The 25,965-nt window shown below is 67.3% G+C and carries 21 protein-coding genes; 10 read left to right on the top strand and 11 right to left on the bottom strand.

Translation table 11 applies throughout. The features are described from left to right. Positions 1-11: 11 nt before the first annotated feature. Positions 12-1,145 carry an AI-2E family transporter gene (locus L687_RS36105; RefSeq protein ID WP_021200705.1) on the bottom strand — a complete coding sequence of 378 codons (1,134 nt, stop codon included), beginning with the start codon at positions 1,143-1,145 and terminating at the stop codon, positions 12-14. A 106-nt stretch (positions 1,146-1,251) separates the two neighbouring features. Beyond that, positions 1,252-2,727 (bottom strand): helix-turn-helix transcriptional regulator, encoded by a 1,476-nt coding sequence (locus L687_RS41600; protein ID WP_021200704.1) that lies wholly within the window; start codon positions 2,725-2,727, stop codon positions 1,252-1,254. A gap of 200 nt (positions 2,728-2,927) precedes the next feature. Between L687_RS41600 and L687_RS36095 the strand changes: the two genes are divergently transcribed. Next, positions 2,928-3,869, top strand: coding sequence for a DUF1214 domain-containing protein (locus L687_RS36095; RefSeq protein WP_021200703.1), 942 nt, complete (start codon positions 2,928-2,930; stop codon positions 3,867-3,869). 85 nt (positions 3,870-3,954) lie between these two features. On the opposite strand, the gene glnA is transcribed toward L687_RS36095, so the two are convergent. Continuing rightward, positions 3,955-5,379, bottom strand: coding sequence for a type I glutamate--ammonia ligase (gene glnA, locus L687_RS36090; RefSeq protein ID WP_021200702.1), 1,425 nt, complete (start codon positions 5,377-5,379; stop codon positions 3,955-3,957). A 147-nt stretch (positions 5,380-5,526) separates the two neighbouring features. Between glnA and L687_RS36085 the strand changes: the two genes are divergently transcribed. Next, entirely contained in the window at positions 5,527-5,955 is a 429-nt protein-coding gene (locus L687_RS36085) for an RDD family protein (RefSeq protein ID WP_029260307.1), read from the top strand. Positions 5,956-5,972: 17 nt separating this feature from the next. Here the strand turns inward: L687_RS36085 and L687_RS36080 are convergent, their stop codons facing one another. After that, the gene (locus L687_RS36080; protein WP_029260308.1) at positions 5,973-6,464 is read right to left on the bottom strand and encodes an ATP-dependent zinc protease family protein; all 492 of its coding nucleotides are present in this window, start codon (positions 6,462-6,464) and stop codon (positions 5,973-5,975) included. 20 nt (positions 6,465-6,484) lie between these two features. On the opposite strand from L687_RS36080, the gene L687_RS36075 reads away from it, so the two are divergent. Continuing rightward, entirely contained in the window at positions 6,485-7,672 is a 1,188-nt protein-coding gene (locus tag L687_RS36075; RefSeq protein ID WP_017830470.1) for a RimK family alpha-L-glutamate ligase, read from the top strand. Positions 7,673-7,734: 62 nt separating this feature from the next. Here the strand turns inward: L687_RS36075 and L687_RS36070 are convergent, their stop codons facing one another. Then, entirely contained in the window at positions 7,735-8,445 is a 711-nt protein-coding gene (locus L687_RS36070; RefSeq protein ID WP_021200699.1) for a DUF4191 domain-containing protein, read from the bottom strand. A 161-nt stretch (positions 8,446-8,606) separates the two neighbouring features. Here L687_RS36070 and L687_RS36065 point away from each other — a divergent pair, with 161 nt between their 5' ends. Beyond that, a complete protein-coding gene (locus tag L687_RS36065; RefSeq protein ID WP_021200698.1) occupies positions 8,607-10,103 on the top strand; it encodes a hypothetical protein in 1,497 nt (498 codons plus the stop codon). 11 nt (positions 10,104-10,114) lie between these two features. On the opposite strand, the gene sucB is transcribed toward L687_RS36065, so the two are convergent. The 3 genes from sucB to L687_RS36050 form a co-directional block, all read right to left on the bottom strand. Next, positions 10,115-11,854 carry a 2-oxoglutarate dehydrogenase, E2 component, dihydrolipoamide succinyltransferase gene (gene sucB / locus L687_RS36060; RefSeq protein ID WP_021200697.1) on the bottom strand — a complete coding sequence of 580 codons (1,740 nt, stop codon included), beginning with the start codon at positions 11,852-11,854 and terminating at the stop codon, positions 10,115-10,117. Positions 11,855-11,921: 67 nt separating this feature from the next. Beyond that, positions 11,922-13,295 carry a dihydrolipoyl dehydrogenase gene (lpdA, locus tag L687_RS36055; RefSeq protein WP_021200696.1) on the bottom strand — a complete coding sequence of 458 codons (1,374 nt, stop codon included), beginning with the start codon at positions 13,293-13,295 and terminating at the stop codon, positions 11,922-11,924. Between the two features lie 3 nt (positions 13,296-13,298). Then, positions 13,299-14,771, bottom strand: coding sequence for a leucyl aminopeptidase (locus L687_RS36050; RefSeq protein WP_021200695.1), 1,473 nt, complete (start codon positions 14,769-14,771; stop codon positions 13,299-13,301). Positions 14,772-14,884: 113 nt separating this feature from the next. On the opposite strand from L687_RS36050, the gene L687_RS36045 reads away from it, so the two are divergent. From L687_RS36045 to L687_RS36035, 3 genes are all read left to right on the top strand, one after another. Next, entirely contained in the window at positions 14,885-15,826 is a 942-nt protein-coding gene (locus L687_RS36045) for a proteasome assembly chaperone family protein (protein ID WP_021200694.1), read from the top strand. A gap of 168 nt (positions 15,827-15,994) precedes the next feature. Next, positions 15,995-17,233 (top strand): RNA polymerase sigma factor, encoded by a 1,239-nt coding sequence (locus tag L687_RS36040; RefSeq protein ID WP_017830477.1) that lies wholly within the window; start codon positions 15,995-15,997, stop codon positions 17,231-17,233. Next, complete coding sequence (locus L687_RS36035; RefSeq protein ID WP_021200693.1) at positions 17,230-17,925, top strand: coenzyme F420-0:L-glutamate ligase; 696 nt, start codon at positions 17,230-17,232, stop codon at positions 17,923-17,925. Before L687_RS36040 ends, L687_RS36035 begins: the two co-directional genes overlap by 4 nt. A 77-nt stretch (positions 17,926-18,002) precedes the next feature. On the opposite strand, the gene L687_RS36030 is transcribed toward L687_RS36035, so the two are convergent. After that, entirely contained in the window at positions 18,003-19,019 is a 1,017-nt protein-coding gene (locus L687_RS36030) for a sugar-transfer associated ATP-grasp domain-containing protein (RefSeq protein WP_021200692.1), read from the bottom strand. An 80-nt stretch (positions 19,020-19,099) separates the two neighbouring features. Between L687_RS36030 and L687_RS36025 the strand changes: the two genes are divergently transcribed. Both L687_RS36025 and L687_RS36020 read left to right on the top strand, forming a co-directional pair. Further along, on the top strand, positions 19,100-19,804 hold the full coding sequence (locus L687_RS36025) for an alanine racemase (protein WP_235045240.1): 705 nt from the start codon (positions 19,100-19,102) through the stop codon (positions 19,802-19,804). Further along, positions 19,801-20,841, top strand: a complete 1,041-nt coding sequence (locus L687_RS36020) for an alanine racemase (protein ID WP_021200690.1) — start codon at positions 19,801-19,803, stop codon at positions 20,839-20,841. Before L687_RS36025 ends, L687_RS36020 begins: the two co-directional genes overlap by 4 nt. A gap of 59 nt (positions 20,842-20,900) precedes the next feature. Here the strand turns inward: L687_RS36020 and L687_RS36015 are convergent, their stop codons facing one another. Next, the gene (locus tag L687_RS36015) at positions 20,901-21,119 is read right to left on the bottom strand and encodes a DUF7455 domain-containing protein (RefSeq protein ID WP_021200689.1); all 219 of its coding nucleotides are present in this window, start codon (positions 21,117-21,119) and stop codon (positions 20,901-20,903) included. A gap of 181 nt (positions 21,120-21,300) precedes the next feature. Between L687_RS36015 and L687_RS36010 the strand changes: the two genes are divergently transcribed. Then, a complete protein-coding gene (locus L687_RS36010; protein ID WP_021200688.1) occupies positions 21,301-23,421 on the top strand; it encodes a DNA gyrase/topoisomerase IV subunit B in 2,121 nt (706 codons plus the stop codon). Between the two features lie 83 nt (positions 23,422-23,504). On the opposite strand, the gene L687_RS36005 is transcribed toward L687_RS36010, so the two are convergent. Continuing rightward, complete coding sequence (locus L687_RS36005) at positions 23,505-25,946, bottom strand: DNA gyrase/topoisomerase IV subunit A (RefSeq protein WP_021200687.1); 2,442 nt, start codon at positions 25,944-25,946, stop codon at positions 23,505-23,507. Positions 25,947-25,965: the final 19 nt, after the last annotated feature.

Genomic DNA, 25,965 nt, shown 5'->3' with positions numbered 1-25,965 from the left:
CCGTCCCCGTGTCAGCGGGTGACGGGCGGGGGGACGATCTTGCGGTCCTGCGCGGGGAACGTCACCTTCTGGATGATGATGATGATGCTTGCGGCCACGGGGATCGCGACCAGGGCGCCCAGGATGCCGCCCAGCGCGGCGCCGGCCACCGCGGCGATCACGACGAGCGCACCCGGCACGGCGACGGCCTTGCTCATGATGCGCGGCGACAGCACGTATGCCTCGATCTGCATGTAGATGAGGTAGTAGATGATCGCGATCAGCGCGGTCAGCGGAGAGACGAACAGGCAGATCAGCGAGTTGATGATCGACGCGGTCAGCGTGCCGACCAGCGGGATCATCGAGCCGATGAAGGCGATCAGGGCGAGCAGGGCCGGAACCGGGGCGCCGATGATGCTGAGGAAGATGAGGCTCAGGATGCCGTTGATGAGTGCGAGGCTCACCTGGCCGATGACGTAGCGGCCCACGGCGCCGGAGACGTCTTCGAGGAGGCCGCTGAAGGTGTCGCGCTGGTAGGCGGGCACGAAGCGGGCGGCCACGTGCTTCATGCTGCGCAGGGACGCCATGAAGTACAGCGTCAGGATCAGGACGATCGTGATCCCGGTGAAGCCGCCGGCGATACCCGCGCCCACGGCGAACACACCACCCCCGATGTCGAGGAAGTTGTTGGGGTCCTGCACGAAGCCGAGGATGCCCTGCACGGCGTCGTCGATCGTCGAGCCGAACTGACCGCTGACGTCCTTGAACCAGTCGCTGGCCATGAAGTCCTTGATCATCTGCGGTCCGTCTTTGATCAGGTTGCTGATCTGCTCGACGAGCAGCGGGACGATCGCGAGGATGACGCCGGCGAACGCCAGGATGACCGCGGCGACCACGATGGTGACGGCCGCGGGGCGGGGGAGCTTCTTCTCGATGAAGGTGACGATCGGATCGAGCCCGAGTGCGAGGAACACGGCGACGCCGATGTAGACGAGCACGGTCGCGAGCTGCCCGACGATGCTGCCGATCCCCAGCGCCACGAGGACTCCGAGGGCGCCCAGCAGGCCGAACATGAACGGGTTGGTCCTGGCGTATGCGGCGACCGCATTCGACGGCTGCGATGAACGCGGCTCTGCCGACGCGCGCAGCTCGGTGTTCGCGGTCACTCTTCTACGGCGCATGATTCCCCCGGTCGATGGTCAGACTCACCAGTTGATCACCCTGGATCCCGCGCGGTCAAGCCGGTGGCGCGGCGTGGCGACGTCTGATTCCTCACCTCGCGTCGGCGGTGAGGACGGCCCCCCGTCGCGAGGTCACGCCGAGCTTGCGATAGATGGAGCGGATGTGGGTCTTGACGGTGGGATAGGCGACCCCCAGACGCGTGGAGATCTCTTCGGCGGTCATCGTCGTGCGCAGGTATGCGAGGACTTCGCTCTCGCGCGGGGTGAGGACGCCCGTCCGTCGTCGGGCCAGCTCTCCCCGTCGTTCGAGAATCGTTCCGAGGAACTCATCGTGGCGGGATCCGCGGTGGGCATGGGCGATCAGGAGATCGCCGATGAGCGGATCATCCGAGAGGAATGGAGTGAGGATCCGCTCGGGGGCTGCGGATTCGAGGGCTCTGTCGAGCTGTTCGTGCGCGTCCGCTCCATGCCCTGCGGTGGAGCGCAGGGCCGCTGCAGTGACGAGCGTGCTCGCCCGCGCGTAGCGTGGCAGCGCGCCCGATATCGCCAGCCGCAGCGCCTGCGCAGCCGACGCGGGTTCTTCGAGGACACGATAGAGCTCCGCGAGCACCGCGTGGGCGACGGCGGCACCGGGGCGGGCGAGTGCCGGCGCCGCGATGGTTCGAGCGCGGTCGTCGTGTCCCTCGGCGTGCGCGAGCAGTGCGGAGATCACGCGTCGCAGCGTGTCCCAGGGGATGCCGTGCTTATCGTCCTTGCTCACCCCGTGGAGCAGGCCGGCCGCGGCGAAGTATCGGTCTTCGCGCCTGAGCGCGATGATGCTCATGACCAGGTACAGCCGAGCGAGGGCTTCGAAGTTGTTGCCGGGAGCGCCGTCGTCCACTGCTTGTTCGAGGTGGGCGATCGCTTCGTCGTAGTCGCCTCGCCAGTATGCGATGGTGCCGCGGTTCGCCTGGGGGAGCCCGCCCTCGAAGATGTCCCAGTCCGACGGCTCGCGCGAGACGGGAAGCGCATCGAGCGTCTGCTCGGCAGCGGTGAAGAGACCGGCGTGGGTCAAGGCGAAGGCGAGATTGGACTGGGCCAGGCGGTAGGTCTCCGGTCGGCCGCGCAAGCGGGCTTCGTCTGAGGCTGAGCGCAGGAGGCCGATGGCACCGGAGAGGTCGCGACGGAGGCGCACTTCCGTCCAGCCGAGGAGGAAGAGCGCCGAGGGATAGTCGTCGTCGGGCCCGCACTCGGTCAGAGCTTCTCGAGCGCGATCGGCGACCGTGGCCTTCGTCAGGGTGTCGGCAGCGAGGAGGAGCTCGGTGAAGCAGACTACGAAGTCATCGTCAGCGATGCGCATTCCTTGGCCGCGAAGGAACGTGGCACCGTGGGAATCGCCGAGGAGGTCGCGGCAGCAGGCACGGATGAGGAGGACGTGCGGGTCGTGCGGCTCGGGGTGGGCGAGGCAGAGCTGTTCGAGTTCGCGGGTGCGGGATTCGAGGATGAGACGGAGCCAGTTCCGGCGCAGCGCCGCGCGGGCGAGTGCCGGATCGCTGGGAGACAGGGCCTCGCGGACGGCATCGATCACGGGACAACGATATCGGCGTGGGAATCCGTGATGTTGGTGGGCAGGCAGATCTCATCCGATGAGGATGACGCGTGCGTCCGGAGAGCGATCGGGCGAACAGAATCGCAACGAGGTCCGCGCTGCCGGACCGTGTCACGGCCGGGCATCCGACCCCGACCCATGCTTCGCGGTGAGTCTGTGCCGCGAGAGAAAGGAACGACATGTCAGCCACGAAGGTGAACGTCCGCAACTTCGCTCGTGCCGAGTCCGACTTGATGTTCTCCCGGCTCGCCGCCGGGAGCACGCTCGGGACCTGGAATCACACGCGAGGGCTGAAGTCGCTCGACGATCAGCCCATCATCCGGCAGAACCGGGACACTCTCTACAGCAGTGCCGTCATCGATGTGCGCGAAGGAGTCACGCTCACGCTGCCCGACACGGGCGGTCGTTACGTCTCCGCCTTCGTCGTGAATCAGGATCACTACGCGCCGTTCCTGTTACGCGAGCCCGGCGACCATGCGCTCACACGCGCAGCCGTCGGAACCGACTACGCGGCGGTCCTGGTCCGCATCCTCGTCGACCCGAACGACGCCGAAGACATCGCCGAGGTGAATCACCTCCAGGACGCACTTCGTCTCGTGGGCGGCGGATCGGGGGAGTTCCCGCTCCCTGAGTACGACGAGCCGTCGCAGTCGGAGACCCGTGATGCTCTGCTCACTCTCGGGCGCGGCGTCTCGACCTACGATCGTGCGTTCGGCACGAGGGAGGAAGTGGATCCCGTCATGCACCTGCTGGGCGTCGCCGGCGGATGGGGTGGTCTGCCCGAGTACGAGGCGACCTACATCAGCGTTGACGAGGGCCTGCCGGTCGGGGACTATCGTCTGCGTTTGACGGACGTTCCTGTCGACGCCTTCTGGTCCGTCTCGCTCTACAACGCCGCCGGCTATTTCGAGGAGAACGAGCTCGGGGTGAACAGTATCAACAGCCTGACGGCGACCGCGGACGACGACGGCGGGATCACCATCCACTTCGGTGCGCACCCTGCCGGCCTCACGAACGCGCTGGTCGTCATGCCGGGGTGGAACTACACACTGCGCCTCTACCGACCGCGCCTGTGCGTGCTCGACGGCACCTGGGTCGCGCCCCGGCCCGAAGCGATCTGAGTGAGGCCCCGCGCCGCCACCCCCACCGCAGAAGAGCCCGTCCCCGCAGAAGCGGGGACGGGCTCTTCGTGATGCTCCGCTGTCGTCAGACGCCGAAGTACAGCTCGTACTCGAACGGGTGCGGACGCTGCGCCATCGGCAGGATCTCGTTCTCGTACTTGTAGGAGATCCAGGTCTCGATGAGCTCCTTGGTGAACACGCCGCCCTCGAGGAGGAACTGGTGGTCGGCCGCCAGCGCGTCGAGCGAGTCGAGCAGGGAGTTCGGAACCTGCGGGATGTCCTTGGCCTCCTCGGGCGGAAGCTCGTAGAGGTCCTTGTCGACCGGCTCGTGCGGCTCGATGCGGTTCTTGATGCCGTCGAGTCCTGCCATCAGCTGCGCGGCGAAGGCGAGGTACGGGTTGCCGGAGGCGTCGGGGGCACGGAACTCGATGCGCTTTGCCTTGGGGTTCGAGCCCGTGATCGGGATGCGGATCGCGGCGGAGCGGTTTCCGGCCGAGTAGACCAGGTTCACCGGAGCCTCGAAGCCCTTGACCAGGCGGTGGTAGCTGTTCAGGGTCGGGTTGGTGAAGGCGAGCAGGGCCGGCGCGTGCGCCAGGATGCCACCGATGTACCAGCGCGCGATGTCGCTGAGCTGACCGTAGCCGGCCTCGTCGTAGAACAGCGGCTTGCCGTCGCTCCACAGCGACTGGTGGGTGTGCATGCCCGAGCCGTTGTCACCGTAGAGGGGCTTGGGCATGAAGGTCGCGACCTTGCCCCACTCCTCGGCGGTGTTCTTGACGATGTACTTGAACTTGAGGATGTCGTCCGCCGCGTGCACCATCGTGTCGAAGCGGTAGTTGATCTCCTGCTGGCCGCCGGTGCCGACCTCGTGGTGCGAGCGCTCGAGGATGAACCCGGCGTCGATCAGCTTGAGGGTGATGTCATCACGCAGGTCGGCTGTCTTGTCGACCGGGCTGACCGGGAAGTACCCACCCTTGTACGGGGTCTTGTTGCCGAGGTTTCCGCCCTCTTCCTCGCGACCGGTGTTCCAGGCGCCCTCTTCCGAGTCGACGCTGTAGAAGCTGGAGTTGGACGTGACGTTGTAGCGGACGTCGTCGAAGATGTAGAACTCGGCCTCGGGGGCGAAGAAGGCGGTGTCGGCGATGCCGGTCGAGGTCAGGTACTTCTCGGCCTTCTTGGCGACCTGACGCGGGTCCTTCGAGTAGATCTCGCCGGTGCGCGGGTTGTAGATGTCGAACAGCATGACGAGCGTGCTCGCCTCGCGGAACGGGTCGACGTACGCCGTCGTGACGTCGGGGATGAGCTGCATGTCGGACTCGTGGATGCTCGCGAAGCCGCGGATCGACGAGCCGTCGAACAGCTGGCCGTCGGTGAAGAAAGCCTCGTCGACCGTCGATGCAGGAATGTTGAAGTGCTGCTGAACACCCGGGAGATCGGTGAAACGGATGTCAAGGAACTTGACGTCGTTCTCCTTGATGTAGCTCAGTACCTCGGACGAATCTTTGAACATGTACGACTCCTGTAATGCGGATCGATGGCTTCACGGCCACTCTGCAGAGTACGGACGGGGGATTTCTCTACGGTATCCGCTTTGTTTCGGGCGTGTTACAGGCGCGAGGGCGTCAGAGCGGCATTTCGCGCTCGGTAGGCTGGGGGAGTGACGGATGCTGTGAACACGTACCCCGGTGAACGACTCGGACTCCCCGAATCCGGCTCCGGGAGCATCGCCCGTCCCGGACGCCGTATCGGAGCGCTCCTGATCGACTACACCGCGGCGACGATCATCGCGACCGGATTCCTCGGATTCAACCAGTTCGCACTGCCGACGGAAGCCGGCCTGAGCCAGTTCGCTCCGATGCTGGTGTTCGCCGTGTTGCAGATCGTCTTCATCCCGACCGCCGGCGGCAGCCCGGGACACCGTATCCTCGGCATGCGTCTTGCTCGCATGGACGGGAGCTGGGTCGGTCTGTGGCGGCCGATCGTCCGCACGCTTCTGCTCGTGGTCGTCGTGCCTGCGGTGATCTGGGATGCCGATCAGCGCGGTCTCCACGACAAGGCCGTCGGCACGGTTCTGATCCGCACCTGACCTGCGGCGGGCTGCCGTCAGTCTCGCCCGCGGTTGCGTCGACGTGCTTCGCGCGGGGCTCGTCCGCCGAGGAACGAGCGGGCGGGGTCGACCACGTAGCCGCGGCGCAGCGCCTCCCGGCCGATGAGCATCCGGAAGCCCATCTCGTCGCGGTTGCTCAGGGTGACCTCAGCCAGCACCTCGCGGTCCACCAGCCGGATCAGCAGCTCGACCACGAGGCGTTCCTGGGCGTGCCCGGACGAGCTCCGCACCGCACGACGATCATGGATCGGGCATTCGACGACGACCGCGTCCTCCTGGCTGTCCTGCCAGGGCTTGACTTTGAACCGCACCCACGGCTGTTCGTCCTGTTCGAACTCCACGATGTCGAAAGCATGCAGAGACGACGTGCGCGCACCCGTGTCGATCTTGGCCTTCAGCCAGTCCACTCCGAGATCGGGCAGGCTCACCCATTCTCGCCACCCCGTAAGGGTGTTTGAATGGGGGGTAGTCCTACTCACCTGATACATCCTGGCAGGAAAAATCCCCCGTGAAGATCGCAGTGCTCTCCCGCGCGCCGCAGGCGTACTCCACCCAGCGGCTGCGTGCAGCCGCGCTTCAACGCGGACACAACGTCAAGGTGCTCAACACTCTGCGCTTCGCGATCGATCTCACCGCCGAGGAACCGGACCTGCATTACCGGGGTCGCCAGCTCAGCGACTACGACGCGATCCTCCCGCGCATCGGGAACTCGATCACGTACTTCGGCACGGCCGTCGTGCGCCAGTTCGAGCAGATGGACGTCTACACGCCGAACACGGCGAACGGGATCTCGAGCGCACGTGACAAGCTGCGAGCGAACCAGATCCTCTCGCGCCACAACATCGCGATGCCGCCGACCGCGTTCGTGCGCAACCGCGCCGACGTCCGTCCGGCGATCGAACGCGTGGGCGGGGCTCCGGTCGTGATCAAGCTCCTGGAAGGCACACAGGGGATCGGGGTCATCCTCGCCCCTCAGGTGAAGGTCGCCGAGGCCATCATCGAGACCCTGCACTCCACCAAGCAGAACGTGCTCATCCAGAAGTTCATCTCGGAGAGCCGCGGTCGCGACATCCGGGCGCTGGTCGTCGGTGACCGTGTCGTCGCGGCGATGCGACGATCGGCGGCCGGTGACGAGTTCCGATCCAACGTGCACCGTGGCGGATCGGTCGAGGCCATCGAGCTCGATCCGGTCTATGAGCGTGCGGCCGTGCGCTCGGCCCAGATCATGGGCCTGCGTGTGGCCGGTGTCGACATGCTCGAGGGGGACGACGGCCCGCTCGTCATGGAGGTCAACTCCTCACCCGGGCTGCAGGGCATCGAGACGGCCACCAAGCTCGACGTCGCCGGCGCCATCATCGACTACATCGCCGGTCAGGTCGCCTTCCCCGAGATCGACGTGCGTCAGCGTCTCACCGTCTCGACGGGCTATGGCGTCGCCGAGCTGATGGTCCACGGCGCGGTCGACCTCGTCGGGAAGACCCTGGGGGAGGCCGGGCTCTGGGAACGCGACATCACGGTCCTCACGCTGCACCGAGGAGTCAGTGTCATTCCCAACCCGCGCAAGCACGTCGTCCTGGAAGCCGATGACCGGCTGTTCTGCTTCGGCAAGCTCGACGAGATGCGCTCCATGGTTCCTGAGCGTCGTCGTCGGCGCGCCAAAGTCCGCAGGCTGCCGCGACAGCCTCTCTCCGAGTGAAAGAGAGCGCGGCCACCCTCGCAGGAGGATGGCCGCGCTCGGTGCTTCTGAGGTGCGGAGAGTCAACGAGGACGCTGGGAGCGCACCTTGGTCGGGTCGATGCCCTTCGGGATCGGCAGCGATGACAGCGACTGGGAGACGGAGTCCACGCGGCGGATGACGGCGGCCATCGTGGCCTTGTCGATCGCCTTCGGGAGCTTCTTGATCGTCTTCGAGAGATCGGCGATCGCCACCTCGTCGTCGCCGTGACCGACGTAGAGGACGGTGACCGGGACGCCGTGCGCGACACGCTGTGCCTTGCTGCGCTCCTCGTTGACGAGACGCGTCAATCGGCCGCGTGCACCTTCACCGACGATGACGATGCCTCCGCGCCCGATGGTGCGGTACACAGCCTCCTGGGTCTTCGGGTTGATGCCGACGGGAGTCTCGGATGCCTGCCAGCTGCGCCCGAGGCTCGTGCTGAGCACGTGTCCGGTGGCGCCGGGCATGCCGTCGATCTTGCTGTACATGGCGGAGGTCGAGAGGCGCGTCATCAGGAACAGGGCACCGAGGATGCCGAGCATGAGACCGGTGATCCCCCAGAGGACGAGCGTCCAGATCTGGAAGGGCGGGATGAGATAGCCGGCGACGAGGCCGAGCAGCACGCCGCCGATGAGGATGGCAGCCTGCGCCCACGGCAACCAGGAGTATGCCTCACGTGTGAACCGGAAGAGGGACTTGATCTGGGAGAAGAACCCAGGACGCTTTTCGGGTTCAGGAGCACGCTTTGCCATGAGGACCAGCCTACCGAGTCCCGGAGCCTCCTGATGTCGGCGTTCGCGCGAAGCGGAGGGGACCGGCGCCACCACTCCTGCACATCAGAGGATTCGGCGGAATCCGTCGCGATCATCCCCGGGCACCGGGATCGGGCTGAGGTCTGCGCTGTGATGGAGCAATGGAAGACATCGCGATCGACGACGGCCGGGGCGGGCCGCTCGTACCGGGCGCGCATCGCGTGGTGAGAACGCTCGATGCGACGGAGGGGCCCTTCCCCGGCACTCTCGTCACGAACGGGGACGGCGTCGCCGTGAGAGTAGACGCGGCGGCGCTCGGCGGGTGGGTGGGATGGGGTTTCTCCGGCGCCGAACACATCGCTGCGCCGATCGATGTCGTCCGGCGCCAGGGAGGGCACGACGTGTTGCTTTCGTGGTGCACGGAGCGTGTGAGCAGCTTCCTGGGCCGCCGTTCGGTGGGAGGAGGGGGCATCACGCCGGGCGAAACCACCACTCTCGTCGTCAGTCTCCTGCGGGGACTCGACGAGTTGGGAGAGGGCATCGACGGCATGCGCACCGGGGCATGGTGGCTGACGGATGGCGGGCGACCGGTGTTCGTGCTGGGGGACGGCACGGACGCGAGGGCGGGGACCGTGGAGATCCTGGAACAGCTGGCGGAGCGCAGTTCGGACAAAGTGCTCAGACGCGCGACCGGTGCGATCGAGGAGGCCCTGCGGAAGGTCATCGCCCAGCCGCGTCTGCCCCGCAGGCTCACCGAGGCGTGGGAGCAGTCGATGCTCGACGTCGCCGCGCCGCAGCCGCTCGAACGCGAGATCCATGCTGCGGAACGAGCGCGGGACGTCGCCCGTGCCGTCGTTCCGCACGTCTCTGGCCTTCACGAAGGGGGGCGACGTCTGCGCGCGGACCGGACTCCGAGTAGGGGGTCGCGTCGCGGAAGCCGCGCGCGGGAGGCGATCGGCGATGCGATGCGCTCATCGATCGGCGAGGTTCTTGCGCGTGTGGATCGCATGAGAGGAACGCAGGCTTCGCGAACCGGTCGCCAGAGCGTACGCCGTGGGCGATCCGCTGAGACCGGGAAGCTGCGTCGACGTTCCCTGCTCGTCGCGGGCGCGGCTGCGGCGCTTGTGCTTGCCGGCGGACTGCTGCTGCCGGAGGGAGAAGCGTCGGGTAAGGGCGCTGACCTGTCTGGTGGCAGTGGTCAGGCGCGGGCATCGTCGTCGCCCGACGATGCGTCTCCGGCGGCCTCGCCTTCCGTGATCGGTGCCCCGGAAGAGAGCGAGGACTCCGACCCTGAGGACTCAGAGCCCGAGGAGTCCGCCGCGGGCATCGATCCCGTGGCGGCAGCCTCATCGCTCCTCCGCGCGATCGCGGATTGTCGGGCCGCGGGAGACACCTCGTGCGCAGACGCGGTGTCCGGCGACGCCGCGCGAGTGATGAAGGCCCTCGACGGGCTGCCGCCCTCGGCCGCGGAACTGGTGGATGAATACGGCGACGTCGCGGTGGTGCGCCTCGCATCGGCAGGTCGGGAGGGAGGCGCGGAGGGGGAAGAGGGCGGGGAGGAAGACGAGAGTTCGGATCAGACGATCGTCGTGCTCATCCGCACAGGAGAGAAATGGCTGGTCCGCGACGTCTACGACGTCGCGGACCAGCCAGGATGACTCTTCGCCCGTCAGGCGCCGAGCTGAGCGGCGAACTGTGCCGACTCGAGTCGCGCCTTCACGGCGCCCAGGAAGCGGGCGGCGTCTGCACCGTCGATGATGCGGTGGTCATAGGAGAGAGCGAGGTACACGTACGACCGGACAGCGATCGCGTCGGTGCCTCCGACCTTCACGAGACCCGGACGCTTGACGACCGTTCCGGTGCCCAGGATCGCCGACTGCGGCAAGAACACGACCGGCGTGTCGAACAGGGCACCACGCGAACCGGTGTTGGTCAGCGTGAACGTTCCACCGGCCAGCTCGTCGGGCTTCAGCTTGTTGTCGCGGGTCCGTGCCGCAAGATCGGCGATCTCGTGGGCGATCTGGGCGATGTTCTTCGACGCCGCGTCACGCAGTACCGGCGTCAGCAGGCCCCGCTCGGTGTCGACCGCGATCGAGACGTTCTCGCTGGCCGGGTAGACAATGTTCTCACCGTCGACCGTCGCGTTGACGATCGGGAACGCCTGCAGGGCCTCGGCCGTGGCGAGAGCGAAGAACGGCAGGAAGGAGAGCTTGTCGCCCGTCTTCTCGAGGAACGACGCCTTCACGCTGTCGCGGTAGTCGGCGAGGGCCGTGACATCGACCTCGACGACCGTGGTCAGCTGTGCCGTCTGCTGCATCGACTCGACAGCGCGCTTGGCGAGGACCTTGCGCAGACGCGACATCGGCTGGGTCGTCCCACGAAGAGGCGAGACCTCGAGCGGAGCAGGGGCCGCCGCTGCCGCAGCGGGTGCCGACTTCGCGGTCTCCGCAGCCTTCAGCACGTCTTCCTTGCGGATGCGACCGCCCACACCGGTTCCGGTGACGGAAGCCAGATCCACGCCCTGCTGCGACGCCAGTCGGCGTACGAGCGGGGTTACATAGAGGTTGTCGCTCTCGGTGGGGAGCGCGAGCTTCGATGCGGGCTGAGCGGCGGCAGGCGCCGGAGCAGGAGCAGCGGCAGGGGCCGGTGCAGCGGCAGGCGCCGAAGCAGCGGCAGGCGCCGGAGCAGCAGCGGCGGGTGCAGCGGCAGGTGCCGGAGCAGCAGCGGGTGCCGGAGCAGCAGGTGCCTCGGAAGCGGGCGCTGCTCCGGAACCGACACGTGCGAGCACAGCGCCGACGGCGACGGTCTCGTCCTCGCCGGCCACGATCTCCTGCAGTACGCCGGCGACCGGCGACGGGATCTCGGTGTCGACCTTGTCGGTGGAGATCTCCAGAAGGGCCTCGTCGACGGCGATGGTGTCGCCGACCTGCTTCAGCCAGCGGGTGACGGTTCCCTCGGTGACGCTCTCGCCCAGTTCGGGAAGCACGATGTCTGTCGCATCGCCGGCGGGTGCGGCGGGTGCGGACTCAGCGGCGGGCGCCGGTGCTTCTGCGGCGGGGGTCGGAGCCTCTGCAGCCGGGGTCTCTTCGGCAGCGGGAGATGCCTCGGCTGGCGCTTCTTCCGCAGCGGGTGCGGCGGCGGCGGGAGCATCTGCGGCCGGAGCCGCGGCGCTGCCATCGCCGATGCGCGCGAGGAGCGCGCCGACCTCGACGGTCTCGTCCTCGGCCACGAGGATCTCCTCGATCACGCCGCTGACGGGGGAGGGGATCTCGGTGTCGACCTTGTCGGTCGAGATCTCGAGCAGGCCCTCGTCCGCCTGCACGGTGTCTCCCACCTGCTTGAGCCAGCGGGTGACCGTACCCTCTGTGACGCTCTCGCCGAGAGCGGGGAGGACGACGGATGTGCTCATGACTGAGTCTCCTTCAGGAAGTTGTATGACGCTTGTCTAGCTTAGTGACTCGGGCACCGGTTGGTGCTCAGAGGGCGTGCAGGGGCTTGCCGGCCAGGGCGAGGAAGGCCTCGCCGAGTGCCTCGCTCTGGGTCGGGTGTGCGTGGATCAGAGGAGCGATGTCCTCCGGGTGCGCCTCCCAGGCGACGGCGAGCTGCCCCTCGGTGATGAGCTCGCCGACACGGTCGCCGAGCAGGTGCACACCGATGACGGGGCCGTCTTTGAGGCGGACGACCTTCACGAGACCACCCGTTCCGATGATCTCGCTCTTGCCGTTCCCGGCGAGGTTGTACTCGTAGGCGACGATCGCGTCCGCGCCGTGTTCCGCAGCGGCGGCTTCCTCGGTCACTCCGACCGACGCGACCTCGGGGCTGGAATAGGTGACCTTGGGGATCTGCAGATCGGGAACGTTGACGGGGGAGAGGCCGGCGATCCGTTCGGCGACGGCGATGCCCTGCTGGAATCCGCGGTGCGCGAGCTGGAGGCCGGGGACGATGTCGCCGACGGCCCAGAGCCCCGGGACCCCGGTGCGCAGGTCTTCGTCGACGATCACGAAGCCGCGGTCCAGAGTGACACCGGCCTCTGCGAAGCCGAGGTCGGCCGTCGCCGGCCCGCGTCCGACGGCGACGAGCAGGTAGTCGGCCGTGAACTCCTTGCCGTCCTCGAGCGTGACCGTGACGGACGAGTCGTCCTGCGTGGCCGTCTGGAAGCGGGTCCCGAGGGAGTACTGGATACCACGGCGGCGGAATGCCCTCTCCAGGCCCTTGCTGAGCGCGATGTCCTCGTTCGGGACGAGGTGCGGCAGCGCTTCGATGATGGTGACCTCGGAGCCGAAGGAGCGCCAGACGCTCGCGAACTCGACGCCGATGACACCACCGCCGAGGATCAGGACGCGGTCGGGGACGACATCCAGAGCGAGCGCCTGCTCGCTGGTAAGGATCCGTCCGCCGATCTCGAGGCCGGGGAGCGATCGGCTGTACGAACCGGTCGCGAGCACGACGTCTGCACCGACGTAGATGTCATCGCCGACGCTGATGCTGCGGTCTGGATTCAGTCGACCGAGCCCGGTGACGGTGGTGATGCCGCGAGCTTTGACGAGACCTTCGAGACCCTTGAACTTCTTGGCGACGATGCCCTCGCGATACGTGCGGACGCCGACGGGGTCGATGCCTTCCAGGGACGCCGTCACACCGACAGACGCGGCATCGCGCACATGCTCGGCGACCTCGGCCGCATGCAGGAGTGCCTTGGTCGGGATGCAGCCGCGGTGCAGGCAGGTGCCGCCGACCTTGTCCTTCTCGATCAATGCGACGGACTTGCCGAGCTCACTCGCGCGCAATGCAGCGGCATAGCCGCCGCTTCCGCCGCCCAGGACGACGATGTCGAAGGTGTGGGTTGTCATATGTCATGCCTCCGTGTGGGATGCTTCGGCGAAGGCGACGATCGATCGGACCATCGCCCCTGTGGGGCCCTTCTCGGTGAAGCCGTACGGGGCGCCGGCGTGTTCGCCGGAGCCCGCGATGTCGAGGTGCACCCAGGGGATGCGCGGGGCGTCCTGGGCCTCCGACGTGCGCCCGACGAACCGGCGCAGGAACAGGCCGGCATAGGAGGCACCGCCCATCCGGTCGCCCATGTTGGCGTTCTGGAGATCGGCGATGGGGGACTCGAGCGACTCCTCCATGTACTCCGGCAGCGGCATGTGCCAGGCCGGTTCGTCGACCTGTGCGGTCGCGGAGATGAACGCGGAGACCGTCTCGACGTCGCCGAAGACACCGGTGTGCCGGTGGCCGAGCGCGGCGACGATGGCACCCGTGAGGGTCGCCACGTCGATGATGACGTCGGGATTCTCTCGGCTCGCGGCGACCAGACCGTCCGCCAGGACGAGGCGGCCCTCAGCGTCGGTGTTCTGCACCTCCACCGTGGTGCCGTCGAGGATGCGGATGACGTCGCCGGGGCGCAGAGCGCGGCCCGAGGGCATGTTGTCGGTGATGCAGAGCCAGGCCGTCACGTGGACAGGGAGCCCGAGAGTCGCGATCGCGCGGATCGCGGCGAGAGATGTCGCTGCTCCGGCCATGTCGAACTTCATGCCGACCATCGATGCGGCGGGCTTCAGCGACAGCCCGCCGGTGTCGAAGGTGATGCCCTTGCCGACCAGCGCGATGTGTCGCGATGCGTCGGCGGGGGAGTAGTCGAGGCGGACCAGGCGCGGGGGGCGGTCGGAGCCCTGCCCCACGCCGAGGATGCCCCCGAAGCCCTGATCGGCGAGGTCTTTCTCGTCGAGGATCTCGACCGTGACGTCGAGGTCGGCGACGCTGTCGGCAGCGCTCTGGGCGAGCTGGGCAGGGCTCTGCCACTCGGCGGGAACGTTCACGAGGTCCTTGACGAGGGCGACGGCGTCGCCGAGGACCTGAGCATGCTCGGCGTCCTCGTCGTCGAGGGCGGCGTGCAGGGTGATCGTGGTGGCGCGAGCCTTGCCCTTCTCCGTGCGGTACCCGTCGAATTTGTGTCCGCCGAGCACGGCGCCTTCTGCTGCCGGCACGGCGAAGGACTCCAGGCCGTCGGCGAGGGCGATGGCGACGTGCTCGAAACCGGCGAGGGTGCGCAGCGCTGTCCCGGTCGCATTGCGCACCGCAGCGGGATCGGGCGCGTTGCCGACGCCGACGACGGCCAGCGGCAACGACGTCACCTCCGGGGCGTACACGCGTACGAACGATCCAGCGGAGCCGGTGAAGCCGATACCGGCCAACGCATCGGCGAGGCCGGGATAACCGGCCAGTGAATCCGCCGAATCAGGGAGAGCGGCGACGACGAGCACTGCGGCATCTGCAGCGCTTCCGGGGAACTGAGCGGTGGTGTGCGAGAGCACGGGAAGCGTCATGCCTCCATCCTAGGATCTCTGTCGCAGCATGGTCGCGCGCCCTCGTGGCGCGTGTTCGCTCTCAGCATGATGCTCCGCGCCCCGGCCCCCAGCCCTGCTCGTAGCATGGACACATGCCCTTCTCCGGTGAGATCCACGAACGCGTCGCGAATGCGCCGACAGTGCCGCACGGCCTGCCCCTGGTGCTCCTTCTCACCGGTTTCACCGACGCGGGCAGCGCGGTGTCCGGCCTGATCGACCACCTGAGGGAGACCGCGTCGCCGGAAACCGTCGTGGTGTTCGACAACGATGCGCTGCTGGACTATCGCGCCCGTCGACCGGTGATCGCCTTCGACCAGGACCATCTCACCGAATTCCGGCCGCCGCGTCTCGAGCTGTCGCTTGCGACGGACGCGCTCGGTCGTCCCTTCCTGCTCCTCGCCGGGTACGAGCCCGACTTCGCGTGGAACCGCTTCGCGAGCACCGTCCTCGCCCTGGCGGCGGAGTTCGAGGTGTCGGGACTGCACTGGGTGCATTCGATCGCCATGCCTGTTCCGCACACACGTCCGATCGGTACAACCGTGAGCGGGAATCGCCGTGAGCTCACGGTCGCGCACTCCGTCTGGCGTCCGCGCACCCAGGTGCCGGCGACCGCCGGTCACCTCCTCGAGTTCCGGTTCGTCGAGCGCGGCGACCCCGCCGTCGGATTCGTGCTCCTCGTGCCGCACTACCTCGCCGAGACCGAGAATCCAGAAGCGGTGATCGCCGCGGCAGAGAGGCTGATGGCCTCGACCGGTCTGGTGCTGATGCTGGACGCCGTTCAGGAGCGCCGCGAGGACTACCTGGCGCGCGTCGACGAGCAGGTCGCCGGGAACGATGAGCTGCAGCAGATGGTGCACAACCTCGAGCGCCGATATGACGCGTACATGGCGGGACGCAATCCCGATGACGATTCGTACGACGAGGGCGGGTTCAGTGAGCGGGACCTTCCCAGCGCCGACGAGCTCGCTGCGGAACTGGAGCGCTACCTGGCGTCGCGTCCGTCGGGCGACGAGGACAAGCCCGGTCGCAACTGACACGGATCCGCGAGAACTTCGTCGTAATGCATCCGCATCGCCACACGTGTGCGATACTAGGACTCTGACCCGTTGTCAATCAGTGTTTTCGAGCGCTGGACTTGACAAGGGTCTTACTAGTGTCCGAAATGTCCCGGGGCTACACAGCAGCTCCGTGAAAGGCGAAACGTGACTCCTGCCACGACGAAGAACACCCGGACGAAGAAGGCTGCCGAAGAGACGACCGCCGACGCTCCGGTCGAGGCCGATGCGCCCGAGAAGCCCGCGCCCCTGAGCGCGGCGAAGCGTGCTGCCGCGAAGCGCGCCCCCGTCAAGAAGAAGAAGTCCGAGGACGTCGTCGAAGAAGACGAGGCCCCCGCCGCTGCTGCGGTCGAGGACGACGAGGACGAGGACGCGAAGCCGAAGTTCACCGAGCCGCTGCCGACCGGCGCGATCGTCATCTCGTCGAACGACGATGAAGACGTTCCCGTCTACTCGACGCAGATAACCGGTGCGACTGCCGACCCTGTCAAGGACTACCTGAAGCAGATCGGAAAGGTCGCGCTCCTGAACGCGGCCGAAGAGGTCGAGCTCGCTATGCGCATCGAGGCGGGTCTGTTCGCCGAGGAGAAGTTGTCGGCGATGACCGCGGCCGAGAAGACGAGCCAGCTCGGACTCGACCTGCAGTGGGTCGCCCGCGACGGACAGCGTGCCAAGAGCCACCTGCTCGGCGCGAACCTCCGACTCGTCGTCTCGCTCGCCAAGCGCTACACGGGCCGCGGCATGCAGTTCCTGGACCTGATCCAGGAGGGCAACCTCGGCCTCATCCGCGCGGTCGAGAAGTTCGACTACACCAAGGGCTTCAAGTTCTCGACGTACGCCACGTGGTGGATCCGCCAGGCGATCACCCGTGCGATGGCCGACCAGGCCCGCACGATCCGCATCCCGGTGCACATGGTCGAGGTCATCAACAAGCTCGCGCGAGTGCAGCGTCAGATGCTGCAGGATCTCGGCCGCGAACCCACGCCGGAAGAGCTCAGCCGTGAGCTCGACATGACGCCCGAGAAGGTCGTCGAGGTGCAGAAGTACGGCCGCGAGCCGATCTCGCTGCACACGCCGCTGGGTGAAGACGGCGACAGCGAGTTCGGCGACCTGATCGAGGACACCGAGGCCGTGGTTCCGGCCGACGCGGTGGGCTTCACCATGCTGCAGCGTCAGCTGGAGCAGCTGCTCGACTCGCTCTCCGAGCGCGAAGCCGGCGTGATCCGGATGCGCTTCGGCCTGGGCGACGGTCAGCCGAAGACTCTCGACCAGATCGGCGACACCTTCGGCGTGACGCGTGAGCGCATCCGTCAGATCGAGTCGAAGACCATGGCGAAGCTCCGGCACCCGAGCCGTTCGCAGTCCCTGCGGGACTACCTCGAATGAGCCAGGCGAACGACGGCAAGGCGCTCGAGGCGAGCGTCGACGGCAAGAGCTATGCGCGTATCCCGCTGCGTACCCGTGTGGTCATGCCCGAGGACGACCTCGATGCGATCATCACGGAGTACGCCAAGGACGCCGTGCAGCCGGGCGACCTGCTGTTCGTGACCGAGAAGATCGTGGCGATCACCCAGGGGCGGTCGTACCGTCTCGACGAGATCAAGCCGCGCAAGCTCGCCCTGTTCCTCTCCAAGTACGTCACCCGCACGCCGTACGGCATCGGGCTCGGCATGCCGGAGACGATGGAGATGGCGCTGCGGGAGTGCGGCACTCCGCGGATCCTGTTCGCGTCGGCCGTGGCAGCGGTCACCAAGGCGTTCGGTCGTCGTGGTGACTTCTACCGCATCGCGGGTGACAAGGCGCGGGCCATCGACGGTCCCACCAAGCACACCATCCCTCCGTACAACGAGGCTGTCGTGCTCGGACCGAAGGATCCCGACGGCGTGGCCGCGCGGCTGAAGGCACTGATCGGTGGCCAGGCAGAGGTGGCAGTGGTCGATATCAACGACCTCGGCGGCAACATCCTCGGGTCGACGCTCGACAAGGACGGCGAGCGTCGTCTGGTCAAGATCCTCGGGGACAACCCGCTCGGACAGGGGCTCGAGTCCACACCGCTCGGCATCGTCCGCGCAGTCTGAGCTCTGGCATCTGATCCGCTCAGAACGACGACGAAGGCCCCGGATGCTCGGCATCCGGGGCCTTCGTCATCTCTGTCTCAGAAACCGATGACTTCGCGGTACCGAGGTTTGTGGCCCGTGCGGATACCGGTGACGCTGGGCTTGTTCTCGTAGACTCCGGCGCCCCAGTTGCCCTCGACGAGGACGGGACCGTCCGGGGAGACGACGATGTCCCAACCGACGTACTGCACCTGGGGCACGACGCGGGCGACCTCGTCGATGAACGCGCGCACCTCGTCCATGTAGGGCAGCTGGAAGTCGGCGATGCGGAAACCCGAGTCCGGGTGCGTCTCGTGCACGTGCCCGTGCGAGTCGTACCCGGCACCGACGGCATGACCGTTCTCGTCGAGCATCGTGTAGAAGCCGCCGAAGGTCATCTGATCGCTCACCGCACCGCGACCGAACTTCTGGGCCATGGCGAGGATGTGCGCCTTCTCACCATCGAAGAACGCCGTGATGCGGGTGGTGTTCACCGTGCCGGGGCACACGGCCGCAAGCGCGTCGTGCTGGCGGATCACCTCTTCGATCAGCAGCTCGCCTCGAGCGAGGAGCCCCTGGTGGAACTCGTTCCAGTCGGTGATGTCGGCGGCGTGATAGCGATGCACTCCGGTTCCGGCCTGTCCCACAGGTTCCTTCGTGACGATCGTGCCGAGTCGCTGTGTGAACTCGCGCACCGCGTCGGCGTTGCCCTGGTCGACGACCATCCATTCGCGGTGCAGGTGGTCGGAGAACTGCTTGTCGAACTCGACCTTGTCCTGGAAGATCCAGCGGTAGTCAGGGTGGTCATACCGCTGCGAGAGCTGGTTCGAGACGGGATGCGTCATGTAGGTGTCGCGCTCGGCCTTCGTCAGCATCGCGAAGTCGTAGTCGATGTAGTCCTGGAACCCGACGTTGTGGCGCGCGGCCGACCAGAGCATGTCCACGACGATGGCGGGGACGGCCTTGTGATGCTGAGCGGATGCCTCCTTGGCGCGTTCCACCACCGATCCGACGTCGATGCGGCGGGCACGTCCCATCAGATAGCGGATGCGGGGCGCGAGGGAAAGACGAGACATGAGGCTCCAGGGTCGGGGTCCCCACCAGTCTACGGGGGCCGGGACGGCCGACCTGAGAGCCGGAAGCTAGGGTGGAAGACGTGTGTGAGACGACTTCCAGCGCCCTGCCGCGTGCGATGATCTCCCGTTCGGCCCTGGCCGCGGGCGCCTTTGCTGCCGTGTCGGCAGGCGGCCGAGTCGCCGATCTACGGCGTGACGCCTGGGGTCATGGTGTTCTCGCCGTCGCGCAGCTCGTGACGGCCGCAGGAGCCGAGCGAGTGCTCGTCGACGCCCGCGGAGAGGTGGAGGCGTTGCAGCTCGAGGGAATCGACGGCGCCACGACGGGTGAGCCGGACATCGACGCGACGCTCCTCTACGGTCTTCCTGATGCGACCGGACGCACGAGGACGCGACCGGTGATGCGGCTGACGGGTCGCGTCCTCTCCACCAAGGGGCTCCGGCCGGGAGACGCCGTCTCCTACGGTTACACCTACCGCGCCTCGCGTGAGACCACGGTGGCGCTGGTGACCGGTGGGTACGCCCAAGGCATCGTGCGCGCGCTCGGAAACCATGCCGAGGTCGAGATCGACGGCGCAGCTCGCCCCATCGTCGGCCGTGTCGCCATGGACGTCTGCGTCGTCGACCTCCAAGGCGCGGATGCCGAGGCGGGCGCGGAGGTCACGTACTTCGGCGGCGAGGGTCAGGCGGGATCCGCCATCGCGCACTGGGCCGCCGTCACCGGAATGAGCCCGGCGGAACTCGTCACCGTCGCCGGCGCACATGCCGTGCGGGGGTGGGAGGCTTGAGCCGTCCGGAGCTGCGCCTGAGCAGCAGCACGTTCCGGGCGAACATCGACGCGGTACGCGCCCGAGTGGCGCCGTCGACGTTGATGCTCGTGCTCAAGGACGACGCGTACGGCCACGGACTCTCGTGGGCCGTCGAGTCCGCGGCCGACGCGGGCGTCACGTGGTTCGGCAGCTATGACATCCGTACCGGGTTGACCGTGCGCAGGATCGCCGGCGGCGACGCCAGGATCTTCGCGTGGGTGACGTCGACGGACGCCGAGATCGACGACGCCCTCATGCAGAGGCTCGACCTCGGCGTCGGCACGAGCGACTACCTTCGGCGGATCATCACGCGCGCAGAGGCGCTCGGCACGCCCGCGCGCGTGCACCTGAAGATCGACACCGGCCTTCATCGCAATGGCATCCTGCCCGACGACTGGGCTGCGGCCGTCGCTGTCGCGCGCGACGCCGAGCGCGCAGGACTCCTGGAGTTCGAGGGGGTGTGGAGCCATATCGCCGAGGCGAGCGACGCGGACGACGACGTCGCACAATCGGTGTTCCTCGAAGCGGTCCGTACCGTGGCGGATTCGGGGACGACCCCTGCCGCGCTTCACCTGACCGCGTCGGCGGCGTCCTGGTGGCGCCCCGAACTGCGCGGAACGGTCTCGCGCATCGGAGCCTTCTGTTATGGCATCCGATCCGCAGACGGACCGGAACTGGAAGGCATCCTCCCGGCTGCGAGCCTCGTCGCGCCCGTCATCAGCGTCCAGCGGGACGACGTGACCATCGGCATCGGCAGTTTCGACGGATTCCCTTCGACACTGGCCGGAAGTCGCGTCGGCACATCTGCCGGAACGCGCACCCTCACGTCGGTGGGACATACGACGTCGACTGTCGAAGGCTGGGCAGGAGCGAGAGCGGGGGATCAGGTCGTGGTCTTCGGCGCCGGGACGCACGGAGAGACGTCGGCGACGACTCTCGCTGAGCGTATCGATACCGTGGGAGAAGAGATCCTCACCCGGCTCACATCACGTGTGCGGAGAGTCGTCGCCGATTGATTCGTGTGCGCTGACCGCAGTCGACTGACCGGGACCAGTCGACGTGCGTCAGGATGCGATCAGACCGTCTCGACGAGGCGGGCGGTCTCGTCGTGCCAGCTGGTCGCGATGCTGCGGAGCTTCTCTTCGTACTTGCGGCCGTGGTGGGCGCAGAACAGGAGCTCGGATCCGTTGACCTCAGCGGCGATGTACGCCTGAGCGCCGCATGAATCACAGCGATCCATGGCGGTCAGGCGGAACTCGACGGTGGAGGTGTCACGTTCGGTCGTTGCGTTCATCTCGGTGCCTCCTCGGGTGTCGGCTTCGCTGGGGGATTTGGTCAATACAACCACGCCCCACCTGTGCGCATGCCCGGTTTGCGGCGTGTTTCGCTCAGCGCGTACGCGACCCCCGTCGAGTGGCCCTCCGCGGGGAGTGTCTGCGGAGCCGGAACGACTCGCGAGATTAGACTCGGAGATTGTGAATGCCGAGTACTCCGCCCATCATCTCCAGGTGCTTGAAGGCCTCGAGGCCGTCCGCAAGCGCCCAGGGATGTACATCGGGTCGAACGGGTCGCCCGGACTCATGCACTGCCTCTGGGAGATCATCGACAACTCCGTCGACGAGGCGGTGGCCGGCAACGGCACGAAGATCGACATCATCCTGCATGCCGACGGCAGTGTCGAGGTCCACGACCGTGGCCGCGGCATCCCGGTGGACGTCGAACCGCGCACCGGTCTGACCGGCGTCGAGGTGGTCTACACCAAACTGCACGCCGGTGGGAAGTTCGGCGGCGGGTCGTACGCGGCATCCGGCGGTCTGCATGGTGTCGGCGCCTCCGTGGTGAACGCGCTCTCCGAGCGCCTGGACGTCGAGGTCGATCGCGGCGGCAAGACCTACGCCATGTCGTTCCATCGTGGCGAACCGGGGGTCTTCGCAGACTCCGGAGAGAAGCGTCCCGACGCGCCGTTCACTCCCTTCCAGGAGAAGAGCGAGCTCCGCGTCATCGGCAAGGCGCCCCGCGGCGTGACCGGTACGCGGGTTCGCTACTGGGCCGATCGGCAGATCTTCACCAAGGACGCGGCCTTCCAGCTCTCCGAGCTCGAGACCCGCGCCCGACAGACGGCGTTCCTCGTCCCGGGCCTCGAGATCGAGGTCGCCGACAAGCGGACGAATCGTCCGGATGCTCCCGAGCTCGGCTCCGAGGATGCGGATGCCACCGGGACGGTGACGTCCTACCTCTATGAGGGCGGGATCTCGGAGTTCGTCGACTACCTCGCGGTCGATCCGCCGGTGACCGACAACTGGCGCATCCAGGGGGAGGGGACGTTCAAGGAGACCGTTCCCGTTCTGCAGGCCGACGGGCACATGGTCGCCACCGAGGTGGAGCGCGTGTGCGCCGTTGACATCGCGCTGCGGTGGGGCACCGGTTATGACACGCGCGTGCGGTCGTTCGTCAACATCATCGCGACGCCCAAGGGCGGAACCCATCAGCAGGGCTTCGAGCAAGAACTCCTCAAGGTTCTCCGTACCCAGGTCGAGCAAAACGCGCGTCGTCTCAAGGTCGGCAACGACAAGCTCGAGAAGGACGACGTCCTCGCGGGCCTCACAGCGGTGCTCACGGTGAACGTGCCCGAGCCGCAGTTCGAGGGGCAGACGAAGGAGATCCTCGGCACTCCGGCCGTCCGGCAGATCGTCGCCCAGGTGATCCGCAAGGACCTGGCCCAGCGATTCAGCTCGACCAAGCGCGACGACAAGAACCAGGCGTCGCAGCTGCTCGACAAGATCGTCTCGGAGATGAAGGCGCGCGTGTCGGCACGTGCGCACAAGGAGACGCAGCGCCGCAAGAACGCACTGGAGTCGTCGACCCTTCCGACGAAGCTCGTCGACTGCCGCACGAACGATGTCGAACGCAGCGAGCTCTTCATCGTCGAGGGAGACTCGGCGCTCGGCACCGCCAAGAACGCGCGCAACAGCGAGTTCCAGGCGCTGCTGCCGATTCGGGGAAAGATCCTCAACGTGCAGAAGGCGTCGGTCGGCGACATGTTGTCGAATGCGGAGTGCGCGTCGATCATCCAGGTGATCGGTGCAGGCTCCGGCCGGACCTTCGACATCGATGCGGCTCGCTACGGCAAGATCATCCTGATGAGCGATGCCGATGTCGACGGCGCCCACATCCGCACCCTCCTGCTCACCCTGTTCTTCCGCTACATGCGGCCGCTGATCGAGCACGGCCGCGTGTTCGCCGCCGTCCCGCCGCTGCACAGGATCATCGTGATGAACCCCGGCTCGAAGCCGAACGAGACGATCTACACCTACAGCGAGCAGGAGATGCACACGCTGCTGGCGAAGCTCCGCAAGGCGGGCAAGCGCTGGCACGAGCCGATCCAGCGGTACAAGGGCTTGGGTGAGATGGACGCAGAACAGCTGGCGAACACCACGATGGACCGTTCAGGACGGCTGCTGCGTCGCGTGCGCATGGAGGATGCGGAGGCCGCGGGCCGCGTGTTCGAGCTCCTGATGGGCAACGAGGTCGCCCCGCGCCGCGAGTTCATCATCGACTCCTCCGACCGGCTGTCGCGCGAGTCGATCGACGCCTGAGCCCCGGAGACACGGAAGAAGCCGGCACGGGTCATCCCATGCCGGCTTCTTCGCTGCAGGCGGTCACCCCGCCTGCGGAGCACTCAGACCAGGGTGCGGCCGATGCTGCCGATCACGCCTTCTACGGGCTGTCCGGAGGCATCGCGACGTGCGCCGGTCTCGGGAAGCTTGCGCACGGCACCGGTCGGATCGACCGCCAGCGGTGGCTGGGGCCCGACCCACGCGACCGTGAGGCGATCCTCACCCTTCAGGAATGCGTGCGCGCGCACGCCGCCCGTGGCGCGACCCTTGGCCGGGTACTCGGTGAACGACGAGACCTTCGCGCGCCCCGGCTCCGTGCCGGGAAGTGCGCTGTCGCCTCCGGAGACGGTGGCGACGACCGACTCGGTGGCGGGATCGACGACACCGAAGAAGAGGACCGATGCCCCGGAGCTGAGCTTGACGCCGGCCATGCCGCCGGCCGGCGCTCCCTGCGGGCGCACGGCGGAGGCCGAGAAGTGCAGCAGTTGCGCGTCGGTCGTGACGAACACCAGTTCGGCGTCGTCCGGCGCCTCGGCCGCGCCCACCACCGTGTCGCCCTGCTTCAGGCCGATGACCTCGAGGTCGGGCCGCACGGGAAGCGCTGACGGGACGATGCGCTTGACCGTACCCTGGGCGGTGCCGATGGCGATCGGCGTATCGCTGTCGAACCGCACGAAACCGAGAACCCGCTCGCCCTTCGTCGTGATCCCGAGGTAGTCGCGCAACGGCGTGCCGGCAGCGAGCTGAACCGAGGTGGCAGGCACGGAAGGCAGGTCGACGGGGGAGAAGCGGACGACGCGTCCGAGGTTCGTGAGCGCTCCGAGCTCGGCCCTGACCGTGGTCTCGACCGTGGTCAGGATCGCGTCGTGCTTGCTACGACGTGCCGGGGAAGTGAGCTCCTGCCCTTCGCCGAGGTCGACTCGGACCGTGCGCCCGGTGGTCGAGAGGATGAGCACCGTGGGGGCGTCGGCGATCTGCAGGTCGACCGCGCCCTTGGTGGCGCGGGGCTTGGGCGGTGCGGCGTTCATGAGCAGCGTGCGCCGGGGCGTGCCGTACGCGTCGGCCGCGGCATCGAGTTCCTTCGCGACCGCGGCGCGCAGCAGCACAGGGCTCCCCAGCAGCTCGCGGAGGGCGGCGATCTCGGCCAGCAACGCGTCTCGTTCGGTCTCGAGCTCGATGCGGGAGAACTTCGTCAGACGGCGCAGACGCAGCTCGAGGATGTACTCCGCCTGCAGCTCGCTCAGATCGAAGACCGAGCGCAGGCGGGTGCGGGCCTGCTCCGAGTCGTCGGATGAGCGGATGACCTGGATGACCTCGTCGATGTCGAGGATCGCGATGAGCAGCCCCTCGACGAGGTGCAGACGCTCCTCGCGCCGCTTCAGGCGGTAGCGGCTGCGCCGGGTGATGACCTCGAGGCGGTGGCCCACGTAGACGCTCAGCATCTCCTTGAGCCCGAGCGTGCGCGGCTGGCCTTCGACCAGAGCGACGTTGTTGATGCTGAACGAGTCTTCCAGCGGCGTCAGACGGTAGAGCTGCTCGAGGACGGCGTTCGGGTCGAAGCCCGTCTTGATGCCGATCGCGACGCGGAGTCCGTGGTTGCGGTCGGTCAGGTCGGTGACGTCGCTGATGCCCTGCAGCTTCTTCGACTGCACGGCGTCGCGGATCTTCTCCAGCAGACGCTCGGGGCCGACCATGTACGGCAGCTCCGACACGATGATGCCGGTGCGTCGAGGGCCGAGGGGCTCGATCGAGGTCTTCCCTCGGACCTTGAGCGCGCCGCGTCCGTTCGTGTAGGCGTCTTTGACCCCGTCCAGTCCCATCAGGATCCCGCCCGACGGGAAGTCCGGACCGGGAACGAACTCCATCAGGTCCTCGGTGGTCGCGTCCGGGTTCTCCAGGAGATGCGTGGCGGCCGCGACGACCTCGATCAGGTTGTGCGGCGCCATGTTGGTTGCCATGCCGACCGCGATGCCGCTCGCTCCGTTGACCAGGAGGTTCGGGAAAGCAGCGGGCAGGACAGCCGGCTGTTGGAACTGGCCGTCGTAGTTCGGGATGAAATCGACGACGTCCTCGTCGAGGTTCTCGGTGAGCGCGAGGGCGGCGGCGGCGAGCCGTGCCTCCGTGTATCGAGCCGCGGCCGGACCGTCGTCGAGGGAGCCGAAGTTGCCGTGTCCGTCGACCAGAGGGACGCGCAGCGCCCACTCCTGCGCGAGGCGCACCAGCGCGTCGTAGATCGCGGAGTCGCCGTGGGGGTGGAGCTTTCCCATGACCTCGCCGACCACGCGGGCGCTCTTGACATGACCGCGGTCGGGGCGAAGGCCCATCTCGGCCATCTGGTACAGGATGCGGCGTTGCACCGGCTTCAGACCATCGCGCGCATCGGGGAGCGCGCGCGAGTAGATCACCGAGTATGCGTACTCGAGGAACGAGCCCTGCATCTCGGTGGAGAGGTCGATGTCCTGGATGCGCTCCTCGACAGGCTCGGGCGGCGGGGTTTTCGGCATGGACTTCCTGAGGGCATAC

It is taken from the genome of Microbacterium maritypicum MF109, assembly GCF_000455825.1.
GTDB lineage: Bacteria > Actinomycetota > Actinomycetes > Actinomycetales > Microbacteriaceae > Microbacterium > Microbacterium maritypicum_A.
Note: the sequence above shows the minus strand (reverse complement) of the source record. Positions and strands in the feature narration are given on the sequence as shown.

Coding starts and splice junctions, on each gene's coding strand:
- L687_RS36095 (WP_021200703.1), top strand. CDS start 2,928: ATGTCAGCCACGAAGGTGAACGTCCGCAACTTCGCTCGTGCCGAGTCC.
- glnA (WP_021200702.1), bottom strand. CDS start 5,379: ATGTTCAAAGATTCGTCCGAGGTACTGAGCTACATCAAGGAGAACGAC.
- L687_RS36080 (WP_029260308.1), bottom strand. CDS start 6,464: ATGTATCAGGTGAGTAGGACTACCCCCCATTCAAACACCCTTACGGGG.
- L687_RS36070 (WP_021200699.1), bottom strand. CDS start 8,445: ATGGCAAAGCGTGCTCCTGAACCCGAAAAGCGTCCTGGGTTCTTCTCC.
- L687_RS36065 (WP_021200698.1), top strand. CDS start 8,607: ATGGAAGACATCGCGATCGACGACGGCCGGGGCGGGCCGCTCGTACCG.
- sucB (WP_021200697.1), bottom strand. CDS start 11,854: ATGAGCACATCCGTCGTCCTCCCCGCTCTCGGCGAGAGCGTCACAGAG.
- lpdA (WP_021200696.1), bottom strand. CDS start 13,295: ATGACAACCCACACCTTCGACATCGTCGTCCTGGGCGGCGGAAGCGGC.
- L687_RS36050 (WP_021200695.1), bottom strand. CDS start 14,771: ATGACGCTTCCCGTGCTCTCGCACACCACCGCTCAGTTCCCCGGAAGC.
- L687_RS36045 (WP_021200694.1), top strand. CDS start 14,885: ATGCCCTTCTCCGGTGAGATCCACGAACGCGTCGCGAATGCGCCGACA.
- L687_RS36035 (WP_021200693.1), top strand. CDS start 17,230: ATGAGCCAGGCGAACGACGGCAAGGCGCTCGAGGCGAGCGTCGACGGC.
- L687_RS36030 (WP_021200692.1), bottom strand. CDS start 19,019: ATGTCTCGTCTTTCCCTCGCGCCCCGCATCCGCTATCTGATGGGACGT.
- L687_RS36015 (WP_021200689.1), bottom strand. CDS start 21,119: ATGAACGCAACGACCGAACGTGACACCTCCACCGTCGAGTTCCGCCTG.
- L687_RS36005 (WP_021200687.1), bottom strand. CDS start 25,946: ATGCCGAAAACCCCGCCGCCCGAGCCTGTCGAGGAGCGCATCCAGGAC.